Origin of the sequence: Stappia sediminis (genome assembly GCF_009826895.1) — a bacterium.
Classification (GTDB): domain Bacteria; phylum Pseudomonadota; class Alphaproteobacteria; order Rhizobiales; family Stappiaceae; genus Hongsoonwoonella; species Hongsoonwoonella sediminis.
This window is the reverse complement of the sequence record NZ_WUMV01000010.1, coordinates 219,120-235,017: the sequence shown is the minus strand read 5'-3', so window position 1 is coordinate 235,017 and position 15,898 is coordinate 219,120. Positions and strand designations below refer to the sequence as shown.

11 protein-coding genes and 1 pseudogene are annotated in these 15,898 nt (G+C 54.7%); 8 read left to right on the top strand and 4 right to left on the bottom strand.

Translation table 11 applies throughout. The annotated features are described in order from the left end of the window. The first annotated feature begins 63 nt into the window (after positions 1-63). The 5 genes from GR183_RS21235 (at position 64) to asnB (ending at position 5,477) form a co-directional block, all read left to right on the top strand. Positions 64-1,128, top strand: a complete 1,065-nt coding sequence (locus tag GR183_RS21235; protein ID WP_160777679.1) for an ABC transporter ATP-binding protein — start codon at positions 64-66, stop codon at positions 1,126-1,128. Between the two features lie 2 nt (positions 1,129-1,130). After that, positions 1,131-1,781, top strand: a complete 651-nt coding sequence (locus tag GR183_RS21230) for an SGNH/GDSL hydrolase family protein (protein ID WP_160777719.1) — start codon at positions 1,131-1,133, stop codon at positions 1,779-1,781. An 87-nt stretch (positions 1,782-1,868) separates the two neighbouring features. Then, positions 1,869-2,321: an RbsD/FucU family protein gene (locus GR183_RS21225; protein WP_160777678.1), complete on the top strand. Its 453-nt coding sequence runs from the start codon at positions 1,869-1,871 to the stop codon at positions 2,319-2,321. 21 nt (positions 2,322-2,342) lie between these two features. Next, on the top strand, positions 2,343-3,263 hold the full coding sequence (rbsK, locus tag GR183_RS21220) for a ribokinase (protein ID WP_160777677.1): 921 nt from the start codon (positions 2,343-2,345) through the stop codon (positions 3,261-3,263). 234 nt (positions 3,264-3,497) lie between these two features. Further along, positions 3,498-5,477, top strand: coding sequence for an asparagine synthase (glutamine-hydrolyzing) (gene asnB / locus GR183_RS21215; RefSeq protein ID WP_160777676.1), 1,980 nt, complete (start codon positions 3,498-3,500; stop codon positions 5,475-5,477). Positions 5,478-5,570: 93 nt separating this feature from the next. Here the strand turns inward: asnB and GR183_RS21210 are convergent, their stop codons facing one another. The 4 genes and pseudogenes from GR183_RS21210 to GR183_RS22310 all read right to left on the bottom strand — a co-directional run bounded on the left by GR183_RS21210 (position 5,571) and on the right by GR183_RS22310 (position 10,254). Continuing rightward, positions 5,571-6,260, bottom strand: a complete 690-nt coding sequence (locus GR183_RS21210; protein ID WP_160777675.1) for a response regulator — start codon at positions 6,258-6,260, stop codon at positions 5,571-5,573. Positions 6,261-6,264: 4 nt separating this feature from the next. Next, on the bottom strand, positions 6,265-7,020 hold the full coding sequence (locus GR183_RS21205; RefSeq protein WP_160777674.1) for a sensor histidine kinase: 756 nt from the start codon (positions 7,018-7,020) through the stop codon (positions 6,265-6,267). A gap of 737 nt (positions 7,021-7,757) precedes the next feature. Continuing rightward, a pseudogene (locus tag GR183_RS21200) lies at positions 7,758-7,902 on the bottom strand (IS3 family transposase); the annotation flags it as partial. Positions 7,903-8,958: 1,056 nt separating this feature from the next. Next, entirely contained in the window at positions 8,959-10,254 is a 1,296-nt protein-coding gene (locus GR183_RS22310; protein WP_160777673.1) for an O-antigen ligase family protein, read from the bottom strand. 150 nt (positions 10,255-10,404) lie between these two features. On the opposite strand from GR183_RS22310, the gene GR183_RS21190 reads away from it, so the two are divergent. From GR183_RS21190 to GR183_RS21180, 3 genes are all read left to right on the top strand, one after another. Further along, entirely contained in the window at positions 10,405-12,699 is a 2,295-nt protein-coding gene (locus GR183_RS21190) for a GumC family protein (RefSeq protein WP_160777672.1), read from the top strand. 135 nt (positions 12,700-12,834) lie between these two features. Continuing rightward, positions 12,835-14,190: a polysaccharide biosynthesis/export family protein gene (locus GR183_RS21185; RefSeq protein WP_160777671.1), complete on the top strand. Its 1,356-nt coding sequence runs from the start codon at positions 12,835-12,837 to the stop codon at positions 14,188-14,190. A gap of 42 nt (positions 14,191-14,232) precedes the next feature. Further along, the gene (locus GR183_RS21180; protein ID WP_160777670.1) at positions 14,233-15,846 is read left to right on the top strand and encodes a sugar transferase; all 1,614 of its coding nucleotides are present in this window, start codon (positions 14,233-14,235) and stop codon (positions 15,844-15,846) included. Positions 15,847-15,898 lie beyond the last annotated feature (52 nt).

Below are 15,898 nucleotides of genomic sequence, written 5' to 3'. Positions count from 1 at the left end.
GAGAATGGACAGCCACGATCCGCTCGGCTTATCGTGCTGTGAAAAATCGGGCTCGGGGGATATATGGCCGAAGTCACAATTCGCGATGTGCGCAAATCCTATGGCGCGGTCGAAGTGCTTCACGGTGTCGGTGTTGATATCGAGGACGGTGAGTTCGTCGTCCTCGTCGGACCGTCCGGTTGCGGGAAATCCACGCTCTTGAGGATGATCGCGGGTCTTGAGGCGATTTCTTCCGGCACGATCGCGATCGGCGAAAGGGTGGTCAACAATCTGCCGCCCTCCCAGCGCGACATTGCGATGGTCTTTCAAAATTACGCGCTCTATCCGCACAAGACCGTTGCTTCGAACATGGCGTTTGCGCTGCGTATGCGCGGCATGGAGAAATCCGAAATCAAGGCGAGGGTCGGCCGCGCTGCGGAGATCCTGGGCCTGACCCCCTATCTGGACCGCTACCCGCGCGCTTTGTCCGGAGGGCAGAGGCAACGCGTGGCCATGGGCCGCGCGATCGTGCGCGATCCTCAAGTGTTTCTCTTCGATGAGCCGTTGTCCAACCTTGACGCGAAATTGCGCGTTCAGATGCGTACCGAGATTCGCGAGCTTCACCAGAGGCTTAAAACGACAACAGTCTATGTCACGCATGACCAGATCGAGGCGATGACGATGGCCGACAAGATCGTCGTCATGCAAAACGGCCATATCGAGCAGATCGGTTCGCCGCTGGAGCTATACGACAGGCCCGCCAATACATTCGTCGCCAGCTTCATCGGTTCGCCATCAATGAACATGCTCGACGGTGTGCTGCGGCGAAACGGCGACGGCTGGACGGCGGATGTCAATGGAACAAGCTTGCCGATAACCGCGGGCGAAGGTGTCGAGGAAGGGCGCCAGGTGACGGTCGGAATTCGGCCCGAAAAGCTTTCGCTGGCAGACAGCGGCCTTGAAGGCAAGGTCTCCGTTGTGGAACCGACCGGTGCGGAAACGCATGTGGTTGTGGAGACGGGCGGCGGTGAAATCGTTGCGGTATTCAGGGAACGTCATCAGCTTCGGCCAGGGCAGCCGTTGCATTTCATGGCAGCGCCGGATGCCATTCATCTGTTCGACCGGGCGACTTCCGCGAGGATCGGGTGAGCATGTCGGCAGATCCGAAAACGGTCGTTTGCTTCGGTGATTCCAACACCCATGGAACCAGGCCCATGGTTCGCTTCGGGGAACGGGGCAGATATGCTGCCGATGTGCGCTGGACCGGGCATCTTCGTGCGGCGCTGCCGGATAGTGTCACTCTGATCGAGGAGGGCCATCCCGGACGCACCACGGTTCATGATGACCCGATCGAGGGAGTTCATAAAAACGGCCTTCCGGCGCTGCAGGTCGCGCTCGAGACCCATCGCCCGATCGGCCTTCTCCTGATCATGCTCGGCACGAACGACTTCAAGGCGCGTTATTCCGTAACCGCGGCGGATGTCGCCCGATCGGTGGATCGACTGCTGCGTATTGTAAAAACCTCGGAATCCGGGCCGGATTCGGGCGTTCCCAAGCTTTTTCTGATAGCGCCTCCGCCGATCGAGGAGCGTGGATGTCTCGCCGGCATTTTTGAAGGCGGGAGCGCAAAATCCCGCGGATTTGCGCCATTGCTTGAAGAGGTTGCGAGGGAACACGGCGCGGCGTTCCTGGACGCCGGGAGCGTAATTCGGGTTTCGAAAGTGGATGGGGTGCATTTCGAGGAAGACGCTCACGCAGTACTCGGCAAGGCAATCGCCGTTGAAGTCTCGAGAATGCTCTGAACGTTATGTGAAACAAACCAAAGCACATGGCAACGGGGAAGAAGATTCGTCGCCAATTTGCCGTTTGATACCATTGGGAGGAAAACAATGCTCAAGGGACTGGACCCACGATTGAACGCCGAGGTCCTTTTTGCTTTGCGGGCGATGGGACATGGCGATCTATTGGTGATCGCCGACACGAATTTCCCGGCCGACTCGATCGCGCGGCAGACGGTCTTTGGGGAACTTTTGCGCATGGAAAACCTGACGGCGGGAGAGGCAGCAGAGGCCGTCCTGTCCGTCTTGCCGCTCGACACATTCGTCGACGATTTTGCCGGGCGCATGGAAATCGTTGATTCTCCAGACGAAATTCCTCCTGTGCAGATGGAGGTCCAGGCGGCGATCGATGCCGCAGAAGGCCGCAGCCGGCCGATGGTGGGGATCGAGCGCTTCGATTTCTACGATCGCGCCAAACAGGCCTATGCCGTCATACAGACCGGGGAACGGCGGTTTTACGGCTGTTTCATGTTCCGAAAAGGCGTTATTCCGCCGGCGTCGTGAAAGGTGAAAAAAGGTAAAATAATGGGCGGAAAAATAGTCATACTGGGTGTTTTCGTAGCCGACACGGCTTATCGAGCCGACCGCGCGCCACGAATGCACGAGACGATCCTGGGTAACAGTTTCGCCCTCGGTCCGGGCGGGAAGGGGTCGAACCAGGCAGTCGCGGCGGCCCGCGCCGGAGGCGACGTGCACTTCGTCACGAAGCTCGGCAAGGACACCTTCGCGGACATGGCCTTGCGCACATGGGCCGATGCGGGCGTGGTGCCGGAAATCACCCAGCATGAAGACAGCTACACGGGAGCCGCCTACATATTCGTGGAAGAGGCAACCGGCGACAACGCGATTATAGTCTGCCCCGGCGTGGCGAGAACAATTTCGCCCGCCGATGTCGAGGCGAGGCGGGAACTGATCGAATCCGCATCCGTTTTCGTGACGCAACTGGAGCAGCCGATGGACGCCGCGCATCGCGCACTGGAAATAGCGCGCGATGCGGGCGCCAGAACGGTGCTCAATCCCGCGCCCGCCGCCGATATTCCCCGCGACATGCTGGCGCTATGCGATTTCGTGACGCCGAATGAATCCGAAGCCGAAGGCATCACCGGCATAAGGGTCGAGACGCTTTCCGATGCCGAGCGGGCAGCCGAAGCGCTGCTTGAGGCAGGGGCCGGTGCGGCGGTCATCACGCTTGGCGAAAACGGTGCGCTTTATCGCGACCGCGAACGCAGCCTGCATGTGCCGGCATTTCGTGCTGGTGCGGTTGTGGAGACGACAGGTGCGGGCGATGCGTTCAACGGCGGATTCGCGGCGGCACTTGCCCGAGGGGTAAACCCGGTGGATGCGGTGCGTTTCGGTTCGGCAACAGCGGGAATATCCGTTACCCGTCCGGGGACGGCTCCGTCAATGCCCCGACTTGCCGAAATCGAAGCATTGCTAGGTGGATAGCGTGTCAATGCTCCTCGTGCGAACCGCTTCGCGGGTCGGCGCCTCGGACTTACGCGTTTTCCCGTCCTCTACGGATTGACTATACGACCGCCGATAGGTCGACTTATTCATACCCTTGCGTTAATTCATGATATGACAATGACATGCAGTACCTTCGCCCGCCGTGATATTATCTCTCGGTCCCTTGGTGAGGTAAGCTGCTAATATAGTTTTGCGTTCCATTGGAGTAGCTGCATGTGCGGTATAGCGGGATTTGTAAATTATTCCCCGGAAAACCGTGATTATTCGGCAAAAATACTCGGCCAAATGGCTACTTCAATCGCGCATCGCGGCCCGGATGACAGCGGAATCTGGATTGACGAGGAAAGTCGCGTCTGCCTGGGCCACAGGCGCCTGTCGATTATCGACCTTTCCGCCGCCGGCGCGCAGCCCATGCATTCCTCGAGCGGCCGCTACACGATCGTCTACAGCGGCGAGTTCTACGGATTCGGAGCACTTCGAGACGAACTGATCGACCGGGGCCATCGATTTCGCGGGCATTCCGATACGGAAGTGATGCTTGAAGCGGTCGAGGCGTTCGGATTTCGCAAGGCGCTCGATCGATTCTACGGAATGTATGCGTTTGCGATCTACGACAGGGCGGCGAGGAAAATTTTTTTCGCGCGTGACCGACTTGGCAAGAAACCGATGTACATCGGCTTCTCCGGAAGCTCGCTGGTGTTCGGCTCCGAACTCAAGTCCTTTCGCGAGCACCCGGCATTTGCAAACCCGAGCCTTGACGTCGGTGCGATTACGCTGTTCACGCGATACAACTACATTCCCAGTCCTCACTCCATCTATCAGGATGTCATCAAGATACCACCCGGCTGCTGGTTGGCGGTTTCGACCGAAAAAAAGCCGGGATCATCCTCCCAACTCCGCGAAGACCTGCAGCGCAACTGGGATCCCTTCGATGTCGCATTGGAAAGTTGCAACAATCCCATTGCCGATGTCGAGGAAGCTCTGGAACAGCTGGATAGCACGCTCCAAACCGCGGTACGCGAGCGTATGGTTGCGGACGTCGAGGTCTGCGCGCTGCTGTCAGGCGGCATAGATTCCTCGCTCGTTGCGTCGATGATGCAGGAGGCCTCTTCCACCAACGTGCGCACCTACACGGTGCGCTTCAACGAACAGTCCCACAATGAAGCGGATGCGGCGGCAGCCGTCGCCAGGCACCTGGGCACGGACCATTCGGAAATCCTTGCGGAGCCCAGTTCGGTTTTCGATCTGATCGGGGACTTGCCGGACATTTATGACGAACCCTTCGCGGACAGGTCGCAAGTGCCGACCCTGCTCCTTACGAAGATGGTGAGGCGGGATGTTAAGGTCGGATTATCCGGCGACGGGGGAGACGAAACCTTCGGGGGTTATACGCGCTACCGTCAAATGATGATGTTCGACGGTTTGTCGAAAAAAGTACCGAGTTTCATCAATCATGCCGTAAATATGGCGCCGGCCTGGGTTGTCGAAAGCGCCTTGGCACTGGGGAGTCCGATAATTCCGCTTACTCTGCGCGAAGAGATTACAGCTGATCGCGTCAAGAAGCTTGCCGAATTGATGCTGGTGCGCGACTTCGACCGAAGATATTTGCATTTTGTGTCGGAATGGCCGCAACCGGAGGAGATTGTAAAGGGGGGGTACGAGCCGAAAACCATCATGACATCAGAGTTTTCTCCGGTTCAACTCGCTGAACTTGATCGGATGATGGTCAAGGATACAGCCACCTATCTTGCCGACGGAGTTCTGGTGAAGGTCGACCGTGCCTCCATGTCAGTGGGACTTGAGATCCGAGCGCCGTTGCTTGACCACAGGCTTGTTGAACTCGCATGGAGATGCCCCCGGGAGCTGCGTTATGAAGATGCCCAGGGCAAGGTTGCATTGCGGCGACTGCTGGAAGGTAGGGTGCCCAACGAACTGATAGATCGGCCAAAGCGAGGCTTCGGTGTGCCCATAAACGATTGGTTGCGTGGCCCTTTGAAGGATTGGGCTGGCGACATGCTTTCGCCCTCACGGCTGGAGCGCGATGGCATTTTCCATTCAGAGCCGATCCGCATCTGCTGGAAGGAACACCTTTCGGGCCGACGAAACTGGGGAAGCAGGCTTTGGAACGTGCTCATGTTCAACGCCTGGATGGACAGATGGGGCAAAAGTTGCGTGAATGTACCACCGTCTTGAAAGCGCTTCCCCAGAAAACGCAGCCTCTCGCACGAAAGGCGCGCCTACCTCTTCGATCCCGGACTTTCCAAGCGCCCCGCCGGAGCCGCTCGCTTAGCTAGGAAGTGTAGGTTCGCCAGCATCGGGCAGGTTCATCCACCCGTGCCTGACGGCAAACCGGACGATCTGGGCCCGCGAATGAAGCTTCAGTTTCTCGGTCGCTCGCGCCTTATACGTTTCGATCGATTTGATACTCACGTTCGCGCGCGCAGCGATCTCCTTGTTGGCGTAGCCGAGGGCGACCATCTTCAGGACGTACTCCTCGCGCTCCGTCAACCCGAGCTCGCTGTTCGAATGAGAGAAGTCGGCACCGTCTTCCGCAGTTGGCGCCATCACGTCGCGCGCAGTCGGCGGGTCCAGAAACAGGCCGCCTAGCATGGCCGATCGTATCGCCAGAAGCAGGTTCTGGTCCGCGGAGCGCTTTTGTATGAAACCCTTCGCACCGATATGCAGCGCTTTCTGGACGAACGTACGCTCCTCATAAAGCGTCATCATCACGATGTGGCCCTTGAAGCCGCCATCCAGGAGCTTTTCCGCCAGGACCAGCCCGTTCACATCGGGAAGCGACACGTCAAGAACCACGACGTCGGGCTTGACCTCCTTGATCAGCGCTTCGGCATCGGCGCCGGTATTCGCATCACCGACGCAGACGATGTCTTCCGACGCCTCGATCAGGGCGCGGGCGCCCGCAACCACGAGAGGATGATCGTCGACCACAACTGTACGGATTTTTTTTTCAGTCATCGGTTCACCCGGTGTTCGAACGATTATTCGGGTGCCCGATAGGTATCGACACTGAGATCGCGCTGCCGCGCTTCTTGTCCGCGGGCCGGCGTATCGTGACGTCGCCGCCAAGCTTGCCCACCCGCTCGCGAATGCCGGATATCCCGCCGTTTCCGTAGCGCCCCTGCTGGCACTCGAAAAAGCTTTCCGGCGAGCTGGAGAAGCCCGGTCCGTCATCTTCGATCGTCAGTTTCAAGAAGCCGTACTGCAGCTCGGCCCGGATTTCGACGAGCGTGGCGTTTGCCGCATGCTTGGCGATGTTGGTCAGGGATTCCTGGACCACGCGATAGACGACTTCCGATATCTTCTTGCAGAAGCGGACCTTTTTGAGAATGTCGCAGGAGACATCGACCTGGATCTGGGTATGGCTCATCCAGCGGTTCGCAAGCTCCTCCAGGGCCTCGACGAGACGATCGGGGGATGGAATGCCAAGACGCATACCCGATGAGATGGCCTTGATCTCCAGGCTGAGCTGCTCGAGCGAGGCCCGCAACGCCGCGATCTGGGGCGCCAGTTCGGGGCTGCCGGAGTTCCGCTCCAGACTCGCAAGCATGAGCTTCGCGCCGACGATCTGCTGTCCCAGATGATCGTGAAGATCCAGCGCAATGCGCTTTCGCTCTTCGGCGACGGCAGCGTCGACCACCGCGCGCGAGACGCCCTCTACCGGCCTGCCGCGCGAACCCGGCGCCGGCACGGATTGCAGGCGAGGCCTCGTCGGCAAAATGGATTTTGCAGGCTCAATCAAAGAGAGCCGGTTCGTTTCCGCAGTTGCCTCGCCCACGCGATCGCCGGATGAGGATTTTGGAAGAAACTCGACCGCCGGAAGCGGACCCGCGACGCCATCGGATTCGCGATTGCAGTCTAGATTCAAGTATCGCCCCGTGACGTCAACAGGCGTTAACTTCCTGATCCGGGATCTGAATGTAGATCCCTCTGGGGAATTACGCATTACCAGCCCCCACTTGTTTTATGTACGCCTCTTAGATCAGCGTTATTTCAAAGACATTTTAATAAGATTCTACAAAAAGCCACACAAGAAATGACTACACGATCAAATTCATTGCCGTTAGGGTTAAATAACTTGGCATTAACAAAAAATTATTAATTAATACAACATATTACGTTGAGTAATTGAAGGAGTCAAGCAGTCGGGCATCCATTGGAAAGGCGGGAATATCCTCAACTGAAAATTGAGAATAACTCCAAGGAAAACGCAGAGTAGTATAAGAGTTGTCAGCCATATCGAGATTTAATTTGCCGGGATGCGCCAGCAATAACGAAATGAAGCGAACTATGAATTGATTGGATGAAAGAGGTCGCTTCGCATTTGCCTGCGACCTTCGGCTGAATTTCAAATGAAGTCAGGTCTTGAATCCTCTGGCGACATTCATGGCATGATTTATCCTATTTTGTCTTTTCTTGGGGCTCGCAAATTGCGCAAGGACGCCGGGCGGCGCGAAGGATGCGAAAACGGCGACCCGGCTCGAACACATCGCTCAGGAAATCCAGGCTCCAGCGTTCATTGAGGCGGAGTGGTGCATCAATCGGCACCCGGATGCCAGTTGCCCTTTTTGCGGCCTCGCGTGCGCTTTACCGTCAATCCACTCCAAGGTTGCGCCGACTTCCAAACCATCGCGAACGAGATCATCTCGCCACCGGTGAAGAGCAACCTTTGCGGCCTCGGGGTCGCCAAGCATCTTCCCCTGCCACTGTATCTCGCCGGCCTCGCCAACGATGCAAATGGCTACCGCTTCGGGAGAAATATCGAGCCCTGTATAAACGCCCATGCCGGTCTCCTCTTGCCAGGTCGGCTCAGACCATCAGCCGAACGCAAGCATCCAGGAAGAGTGCGGGCCATCAAGGAGTTGAACCGAATACCCCATATCTTCTGAAAAACCGTGACTTCCTATATCCGCCTCCTGAGTGCGACGGACTCTCCTTAATAATGAGGGAGCTTTCGGGCTCAGACCGACCAGGGCCGCAATAAATCCTTGAAGCGTTTAAACTTCGGAAGATCCTTACGTTGATGATAATCAAAAAAATTGGAGTCTAATGGCGGGCCTGAGCCAGAGATTGAATTCGTTAGTACGAGTTTGAGGCTGTTTTGGCCCGAAAATCCGAACGCGAAGTCGTTTTTCCGATATCTTTGCTGTCTGTCGGGTCAAAGCGTGAGCCCTGTCAGGTTTTAAATCTCAAATCGGCGATCAACGCTCGAATCCTCTTGTGTTATCTTATTAAAATCATGTGGTTTGGGTTGGAATCCAAAGCACTGAAATAGGCTGAATTTGGGAGGTTAGTCGCAAAGAAAAACCTCGATGCTGTACGTCTGTGGAGCGATAAGCATCGCTTTCTCTGGATATAGTTTCGCGTAACGCAGAGAACGGGATCAGCCTTAGTTATGAGTACGAAGCAAATTGCCAAACTGGCCGAGCGAGTTGGCGCATTAAGCATCTTTGCGAAGCCGGCGCATGCGCGAATGGGGCATTTGGCAAATTTCCCATCCAAGGAAAAATCAATGACGGAATGTCTTAGCTGGCGCTCTGGCACTTCGATCCGCGATTCATATCTCAAAGAAGAGACATGCGTTCAGTTGCGGCTCAGGCATCGAAGCGGCATGATGAACTTCTTCGATAATCGTAGCTTGGGTATCCTGCAGTCCCTATCTGTTTTCGAGCGATACCTCATCTTTTGCACTCAACGACTTTTCGATCCGGGTTTTCGGGAGTTCCAGGCGGCGGAGAGCGACCGCCAGAGGGCTGAGTGTTATGAGCATCGGCACCACCAAGAACCGTCCGTAGATATGTGCGTTTGCATTGATCAGAAAAAGAAACATTGCAAGCGTTGCGGTAGCGGCCTGTGTCGAGGAGCGCAACGTGTTCAATTGCCACGCGTAAACGATCAGCACCACAGCCCCGAGGATCATCGCAATAAAACCCACAAGGGCTATCAGACCGCCTTCATTCCAGATCAGCAGATAGAAATTGTGAACCGGCAGGTCGTACTGGCTGATTACGCGATATTGATCCGCTCCAAGGCCGATCCACATCGTGTCCTTTGCGAACTGGATGGCTTCACTGTTGAGAAGCATTCGGTCGGAGAACGTTCCGGCCTCGCTTATATCCCCGGCTTCGAGTCCGGTCAGAACTCGTCGCTGAAAAGCCTCTGGAAGAATTGCGTGGAGGTCGGTGAAACTGAGAGCGGCGATTGCAAGCGCGACGAAACAGCCGACCAGGACGATGCGCTGAAAGTTGGCGGAAAGAATGAGGTAGAGGCCTACGCCAAAAACCAGCCCGGAAAGGGCTGTATTGGACGCGACCAGCATCACGCCGTATGTAATCAGGACAACTATTGCATAGCCGAATATAGGGCTGAAAATTTTTGTGCGGATCATCGAAAGTACCAAGGGGATCGTCAACGCCATTACGGCCCCCCCAGCATTAATGCGTTGAACCAAGCCAAGCAATCGACCATTTCCGCTAACGAAAATAGTATTAGTTTCTCCGGTTATGTGAATAACATAAATGCCGTGAAGCACTACGGTAACAATCGAGGCGACATAAACCTTCAAAAGTATTTCTGTTTCTCTTTGGTTGCGAGTCAGAAGAATGAGAGGGACGACCAGGTAAGCGAAGAAATACTGCGCGCCAAGGATGAGGCCTCTTGCGGGAACTCCGGCAACGAGGCTGCTGAAGAAAAGTGCGCCTATCATCGTCGAGAGTCCGATAACCCAGAGGAAGGTTCCTCCGACGAACGGCCGGACATTCAAGCTGTGATGAACGATCATCGTAAGGAAACAAATGCAGGCGAAGCCGTCGCTGGCAGTAAAATACACAAAGGGAAGCTGAAGCACGTTCATCGGAGCCAGATAGACGAATATGCAAGTCAGGTAGAATTCTATCCGGTGAGGCTTCATTCGACCGGCCGGTCTGTGCGGAGATTGCAGTTGGGTGGTCACGGGTCGCAAGACTTCGTTTTCAGAGGAGGTGAGGAAAACAAGTTACGATTAAAAAGTAAGTTTAACAATAAAAATTATCGGAAAAAATTTATTTTGGAAGAAGTAAATAAATATTTGTATAATGTAACTGGCGTCGCGTAGGGTTATGGCATGCTTGAAAAAATAACAGCATCTCAAAAGGGCTATCCATCGGGCTTTGATGCGGACGAAGTCGTCAAGCATCTGCCAGCATCTAGTAGCGTGATGGGTATTCGCGAGATCCTTTCAATCATTCGACGTCGGTTCGCGTTGTTTGTCTGCATCGGCTTGGTAAGCACTATTTCGCTTATCCTGATGGTGTCGCTGATGAAGGACATCTACACCGCCTCGGCAACTTTCGTCCTGGAGCGAGACGAAGCGGGAATGCTTGAGGCAGTTACGCAAATTCAGAGCGAGACTTTGGATCTGGTCGCGATCGAAACAGAAATGGATATCGTTTCTTCACGAATATTTGCGGGTAAGGTCGTGGATGAAATGAATCTTGTAAATGACCCATGGTTCAACACGTATCTTCCAAGCGATGAAAGTGAAGAGCCATCATTTTTCGCGAAGAATATTGAATCTTTACGGGCATGGCTAGAAAAGAACTTCGGGATTTTTCCCGAGGAGGCAGTGGCGCCGCTGCCCGATATTGCCGAACAGCGTGATCGCACGATTTCGAGGCTTTTGGCCAATCTGGGAGTATCCAGAAATGGCCAGACCCTTGCCGTTACGGTGAGAACAGATGCGCCTAATGCCGTGCTTGCGGCGAACTTGGCGAATACCATAGCCCGCATTTATGTCGATCTTTCGCGTGAAAACACCCGTAAGGCAATGAGCGACGCGGTCGGCTTTTTGCGCGAACGCGCAAACAAGATCGCAAAACGTCTTGCGGAAAACGAAAGAACGATTGCGACAATTATTCAAGAACATCAGTTATCCCCGGATTCACGAGACGACGTCGTGCGCCAGCGGATCGATGGTTTGAATGCTCAATTGACGACCGCGCGCGTTGAATTGGCCGGGGTCAAGGCCAGGAAAGAGCAAGCTCAACTGATAATGGAGGGTAACAAGGACCTCGAAACGTCAGCCGTTGAATCGTCTCTGCTCGGTACGTTGAGGGCAGAACAAGCCCGCTTGCTGCGCGAAAGAGCCCAGTATTCCACGAACTTCGGCAGCAATCATCCGGAAGTCATCAAGACGAATGCCGAGCTTGAAAGCGTCGGCGAGATGATCACGGATGAAATGCGCCGGATCAACGATGAACTATCCGTTGACGAGCGGATCGTAGAGGACCGCGTGCGCCGGCTTGAAGCGCAAATAACCGGATGGCAGGAAACGGTACACAATCGCAGCTTTGCGGAAATCCGCATGCGCGAACTCGAGCGTGAAGTGAAAGCGGACCAGAAGCTCCATGACCTGGTTTTAGCGAGAATTGGAAGCCTCGATCCTTTCGCCGAACTCGCGAGAGCCAGTGCTCGGGTCGTTTCATATGCCGAGGTGCCGCGCGCGCCCTCTTATCCGCAGAAAAAACAGATCATCGCCGGCGGAGTGATCGGCGTTATGACGCTATCCATGATCCTCGCAATTCTTATGGAAGCGAGCGATACCCGCATCCGCTCGGTGCGGCAGATCGTAAGCGCAACCCAATTGCCCGTTATGGCGGTGGTGCCGAAGGCAAGCCAATCGTTTCTGCCTAGAAAGCGCGCGTTGATCACGAAATATCTCACAAACCATCGAACGCTTTTTGCGGAGGCAATGAGGTCTATCTATTTCGCATTCCGAGCGCAGGCGCCTTTGAATAGCTCGAAGGTCATGTTCACGGCCCCACTGCCCGGGTGTGGTACGACTTCTACTGCCCTGGGTTTTTCTATCTGCGCCGCAAGAGATGGGATCAGCACGATTTACGTGAACCTTGATCCACGGGTATTCGATTTGAGTAAATTTGGTCCAGCCGTAAGCAAGGACGAGGCGCAATCTCAAGAAACCAAGACCGGGCAGGGAACCCTCAAAGACTGTGTCGGTGCTATTCAGATTATGAAGAATGTGCCTGGGCTCGACCTCTTGGCTGCTTCCGGCCTCCTGAGACGCGACGGGTTCAATGGGCCATTCCAGACGAGGGAAGTCAACGATCTGCTGAACCAGTTGGCGGCGAAATACGATCTGATCGTAGTCGACTGCGCTCCGGTATTGATTGTTGAGGACTCAAGCTTGCTCGCAACCTTTGTGGATGCGGTCATCCTCGTTACCCAATTCGGGCGGACCAAGGAGCAGGATCTCAATGGGGCCGTGGACCGGCTCAGGATCAATCACGCTCCGCTGATCGGCACGGTGCTGAACCAGGTCGACCCGCGCGCTCAAACTGTGAAGGAGCCATTGGGCGCAATAAGCTACCCCCACGAGGCGAAGGGCTATTTCACAATGTAACTGAATGGATGCCTTTGGATGGTGGTTCCAATCAGATTCCATGATGAGACAACGCTTTGTGAGGGCTATCGGACGTGAAGCTAACAAGCTTGGCTAGCGGATGTATCGAGCATCCTAAGTATTGGAGGCTATGCGATGTCGACGCAACGATATAGCGGGAAGCCGTTGCATTGCGCAGTAGCAACTATCTTGTTGTTATGGTCACTTTCCAGCGCTTTGGCAGCTTCCTCCTTGGATCGAGAAGCCGAGGATCTGGAAATTCTTCTCGCGCCGGGTGATACCGTCAAATTCGATATTCTGGATGACGAGAAAGACCCGATTGACCTGATGATTTCAGATAGCGGCGAAATACAGGCGCCTTTTGTGGGTGGCGTGAAGATTTCCGGGCTTACGCTGCGTGCTGCACTCCAAAAAGTAACTCAACGGTACATAGAAAGTGAAATCTTTCGTAAGCCGAGGATTGGCCTCTCCGTAGCGGAGTACCGTCCTGTCTTCGTAATCGGAGACGTCCAAAGTCCGGGCTCTTACTCTTATCAACCGAAACTCACGATCGAAAAGGCGATTGGCCTCGCGGGCGGTCAAATAACCTCAAAACCGGCCGAAGATCCTTTCCTGCAGCGTGCGCGAGTGCGCGGTCAGCTGTCATCGCTCAAGGCCAATATAATTGCTGAGGCAATCGCGTACGCGCGTGTAACAGCTCAGTTGGAAAACCGCGTTGAGATTCTTGATTCCGACATTCCGGCAATGGCCCGACCGTATATGGACGAATCCCTTGTCAATTTGTACCGCGAAATTGAACTCAAGATACTGCGGGCAGACGTAAAGGGTTTTGTCGAGCAACGAGAAAATCTCAAAGAAGGGTTGAAGGAAGCTGAACTTAGCCTCGATCTATTCAACAAACTCTACGGCAAGCTTGAAAAGGCAATCGAATTCACAAAAGCAGACCTCGACCGTGCCAAAGGGCTTCAGGAGCGGGGTATTCAGACTTTATCGAATGTTTCCAATATCGAACGTCAGTTAACAAATGAAGAAGCACGTATGCTTCAGGTTTTGACTATGATTTCGGATGAGAGAAGAGGGGTCGGTCAGCAAAAGCGAGAGCTTTCTAGCCTCGAACAGACGAGAAAAATGCGGCTTCTGGATGAATTGCAGAAAAGAAACACTTCCTTGGCAACTATAATTTTTGAACGGCGCACGGCGGAGGAGCAACTAGTACTCCTTTCCACCATGTCTGAAGAGGAGTTGAAAGATAACAAGCAAGTTACGCTCGAGTTTATGGTCCGTCGCGATAATGGCCGTGAGACCAATATATTCCGCGGTAATACAGACACGCTTCTCGAGCCCGGGGATGTCGTGATGGTGCGAATGCTTCGCGAGGGAGAAAGCAGTGGTTTCTCCAAGCTGGGCAATACGTTGTCCCAAAGCGACAATGCCAAGGATAAGACGACTGAAGTCAATTCCAAATTGGCAATTTCATCGAGCGCAAAGTGACATTTGCATTTGGAGACCTGGTAATCGGAAACAGGGGGCAGCGTGTTAGCGGAAACGGAAAAAGACTCGAGCGTACGATTGCGTCCTGCTTCGACAATTGCCGGATTTGGCGGCCGGGCAGCAGCGCTGATTATGCTGATTGCCTTTTCTATTCCGGCAGCCCTGACCGCGCTTTCCGTTTGGGCGACGCTTGGGCGCCCGATCATGTTTCGGCAGGTGCGGAGCGGACTCCATGGGCAAAACTTTACGGTCATCAAATTTCGAACAATGAACGACCGCCGCGATTCGGCTGGATGTCTGCTTCCTGATAGTGAGCGCGAGACTCGCGTGACGCGCCTTGTGCGAAGGCTACGGCTCGACGAAATCCCGCAATTACTTTTAATACTGATCGGCCATATGAGTTTCATAGGGCCTCGCCCGCTTCTGCCTGTTACGGTATCGACCTTTGGTCATTGGGGCGTAATGCGTGGACGTACGCGGCCTGGATTAACCGGTTGGGCGCAGGTGAACGGGGGAACCAAACTCACCAACATCCAGAAGCTCGCGCTCGACCTCTGGTATATCGAAAATAGAACGCCTCTTATAGACTTTTGGCTTTTGGTTCTTACTGTAAATATGCTTTTACGTGGCGAGCGAGTGCGCGAAAAACCATTGGCGTTGGCGCAGGCATTTTTGGTTGATCGATCGCGCGAAGTGACATCAAAAGGCGGGCGCCCGTCAAAGCGCCAGCAGATGCGAATTGCGTTGGCAGGACCACCACATCTTCTGGCGAGAGCGCGTGATGCCTTGATCGAAGACGGTTATGAGGCATCGCGCGTTCTTTCTATTCCGGTAGATTCACAGGACTGGCCTGACCCTGAAACGACCATTAGCACCGGACTTGAATACTCAACCACCCTCGGAGCAGGAGCTGCGGAAATTGGTGAGGCCGAATTTGCTTCATTAGTGGTTGAATTCGATCCGGACATTCTCTTGCTGCTGGATCGGCCGCAATTGTTTTCACCTTGTGTGGGATCTATCCCGAATTTGCGAACAATCGGCTTTCATCCTTCTTCCTTGCCACTGATGAGGGGACGGTGCGCCGTTTCCCATGCCGTGCTGGAAAATCTTCCCGCCACCGGCGCAACGTTGCATTGGATCGAACGCGCGGATGACACGGGGCCGTTGCTTATGCAAACGCAGATAAGTCTGGATCGCGGGGAAACGATTGAAAGTCTCTGGCGCAAGCAGTCAGATACGCTTGCTTCGATGTTGCCGAGTGCCCTCGAATTGATCCACTCCGGCAATCCACCTCGGATCGAGCAGGACAATCAATTGGCGACCTATTGCGGTGATTTGCAGATCAAGGATCGTCGCATCGACTGGACTGCCTCTGCGGATGAAATCTTGCGCAATGTCAGTATGTATGCCGACACGCCTTCCGGTATTTATGGAGAGATCGGCGGGAACTCTCATCGAATTGCAAAAGCCCGCTTTTCGCCTGTCGAAGGCGAGGCCAGCAGCGAACCCGGGATGGTAATAAGAGAAACGCCTGACGGTTATATCGTCACTTGTGGTGATGGCAAATGTATTAGGGTTATGCCCTGGTGCCGACATGGCGAGCGGTCCTGGCGCGAGACGTCTTCATACCATTCGGCCTTGGAGGGTGGGGCATGATCGTCGCTTGCGCCGGAACCGTCAGGGCGGGGTCTCTTGCGGCTTCAAATTA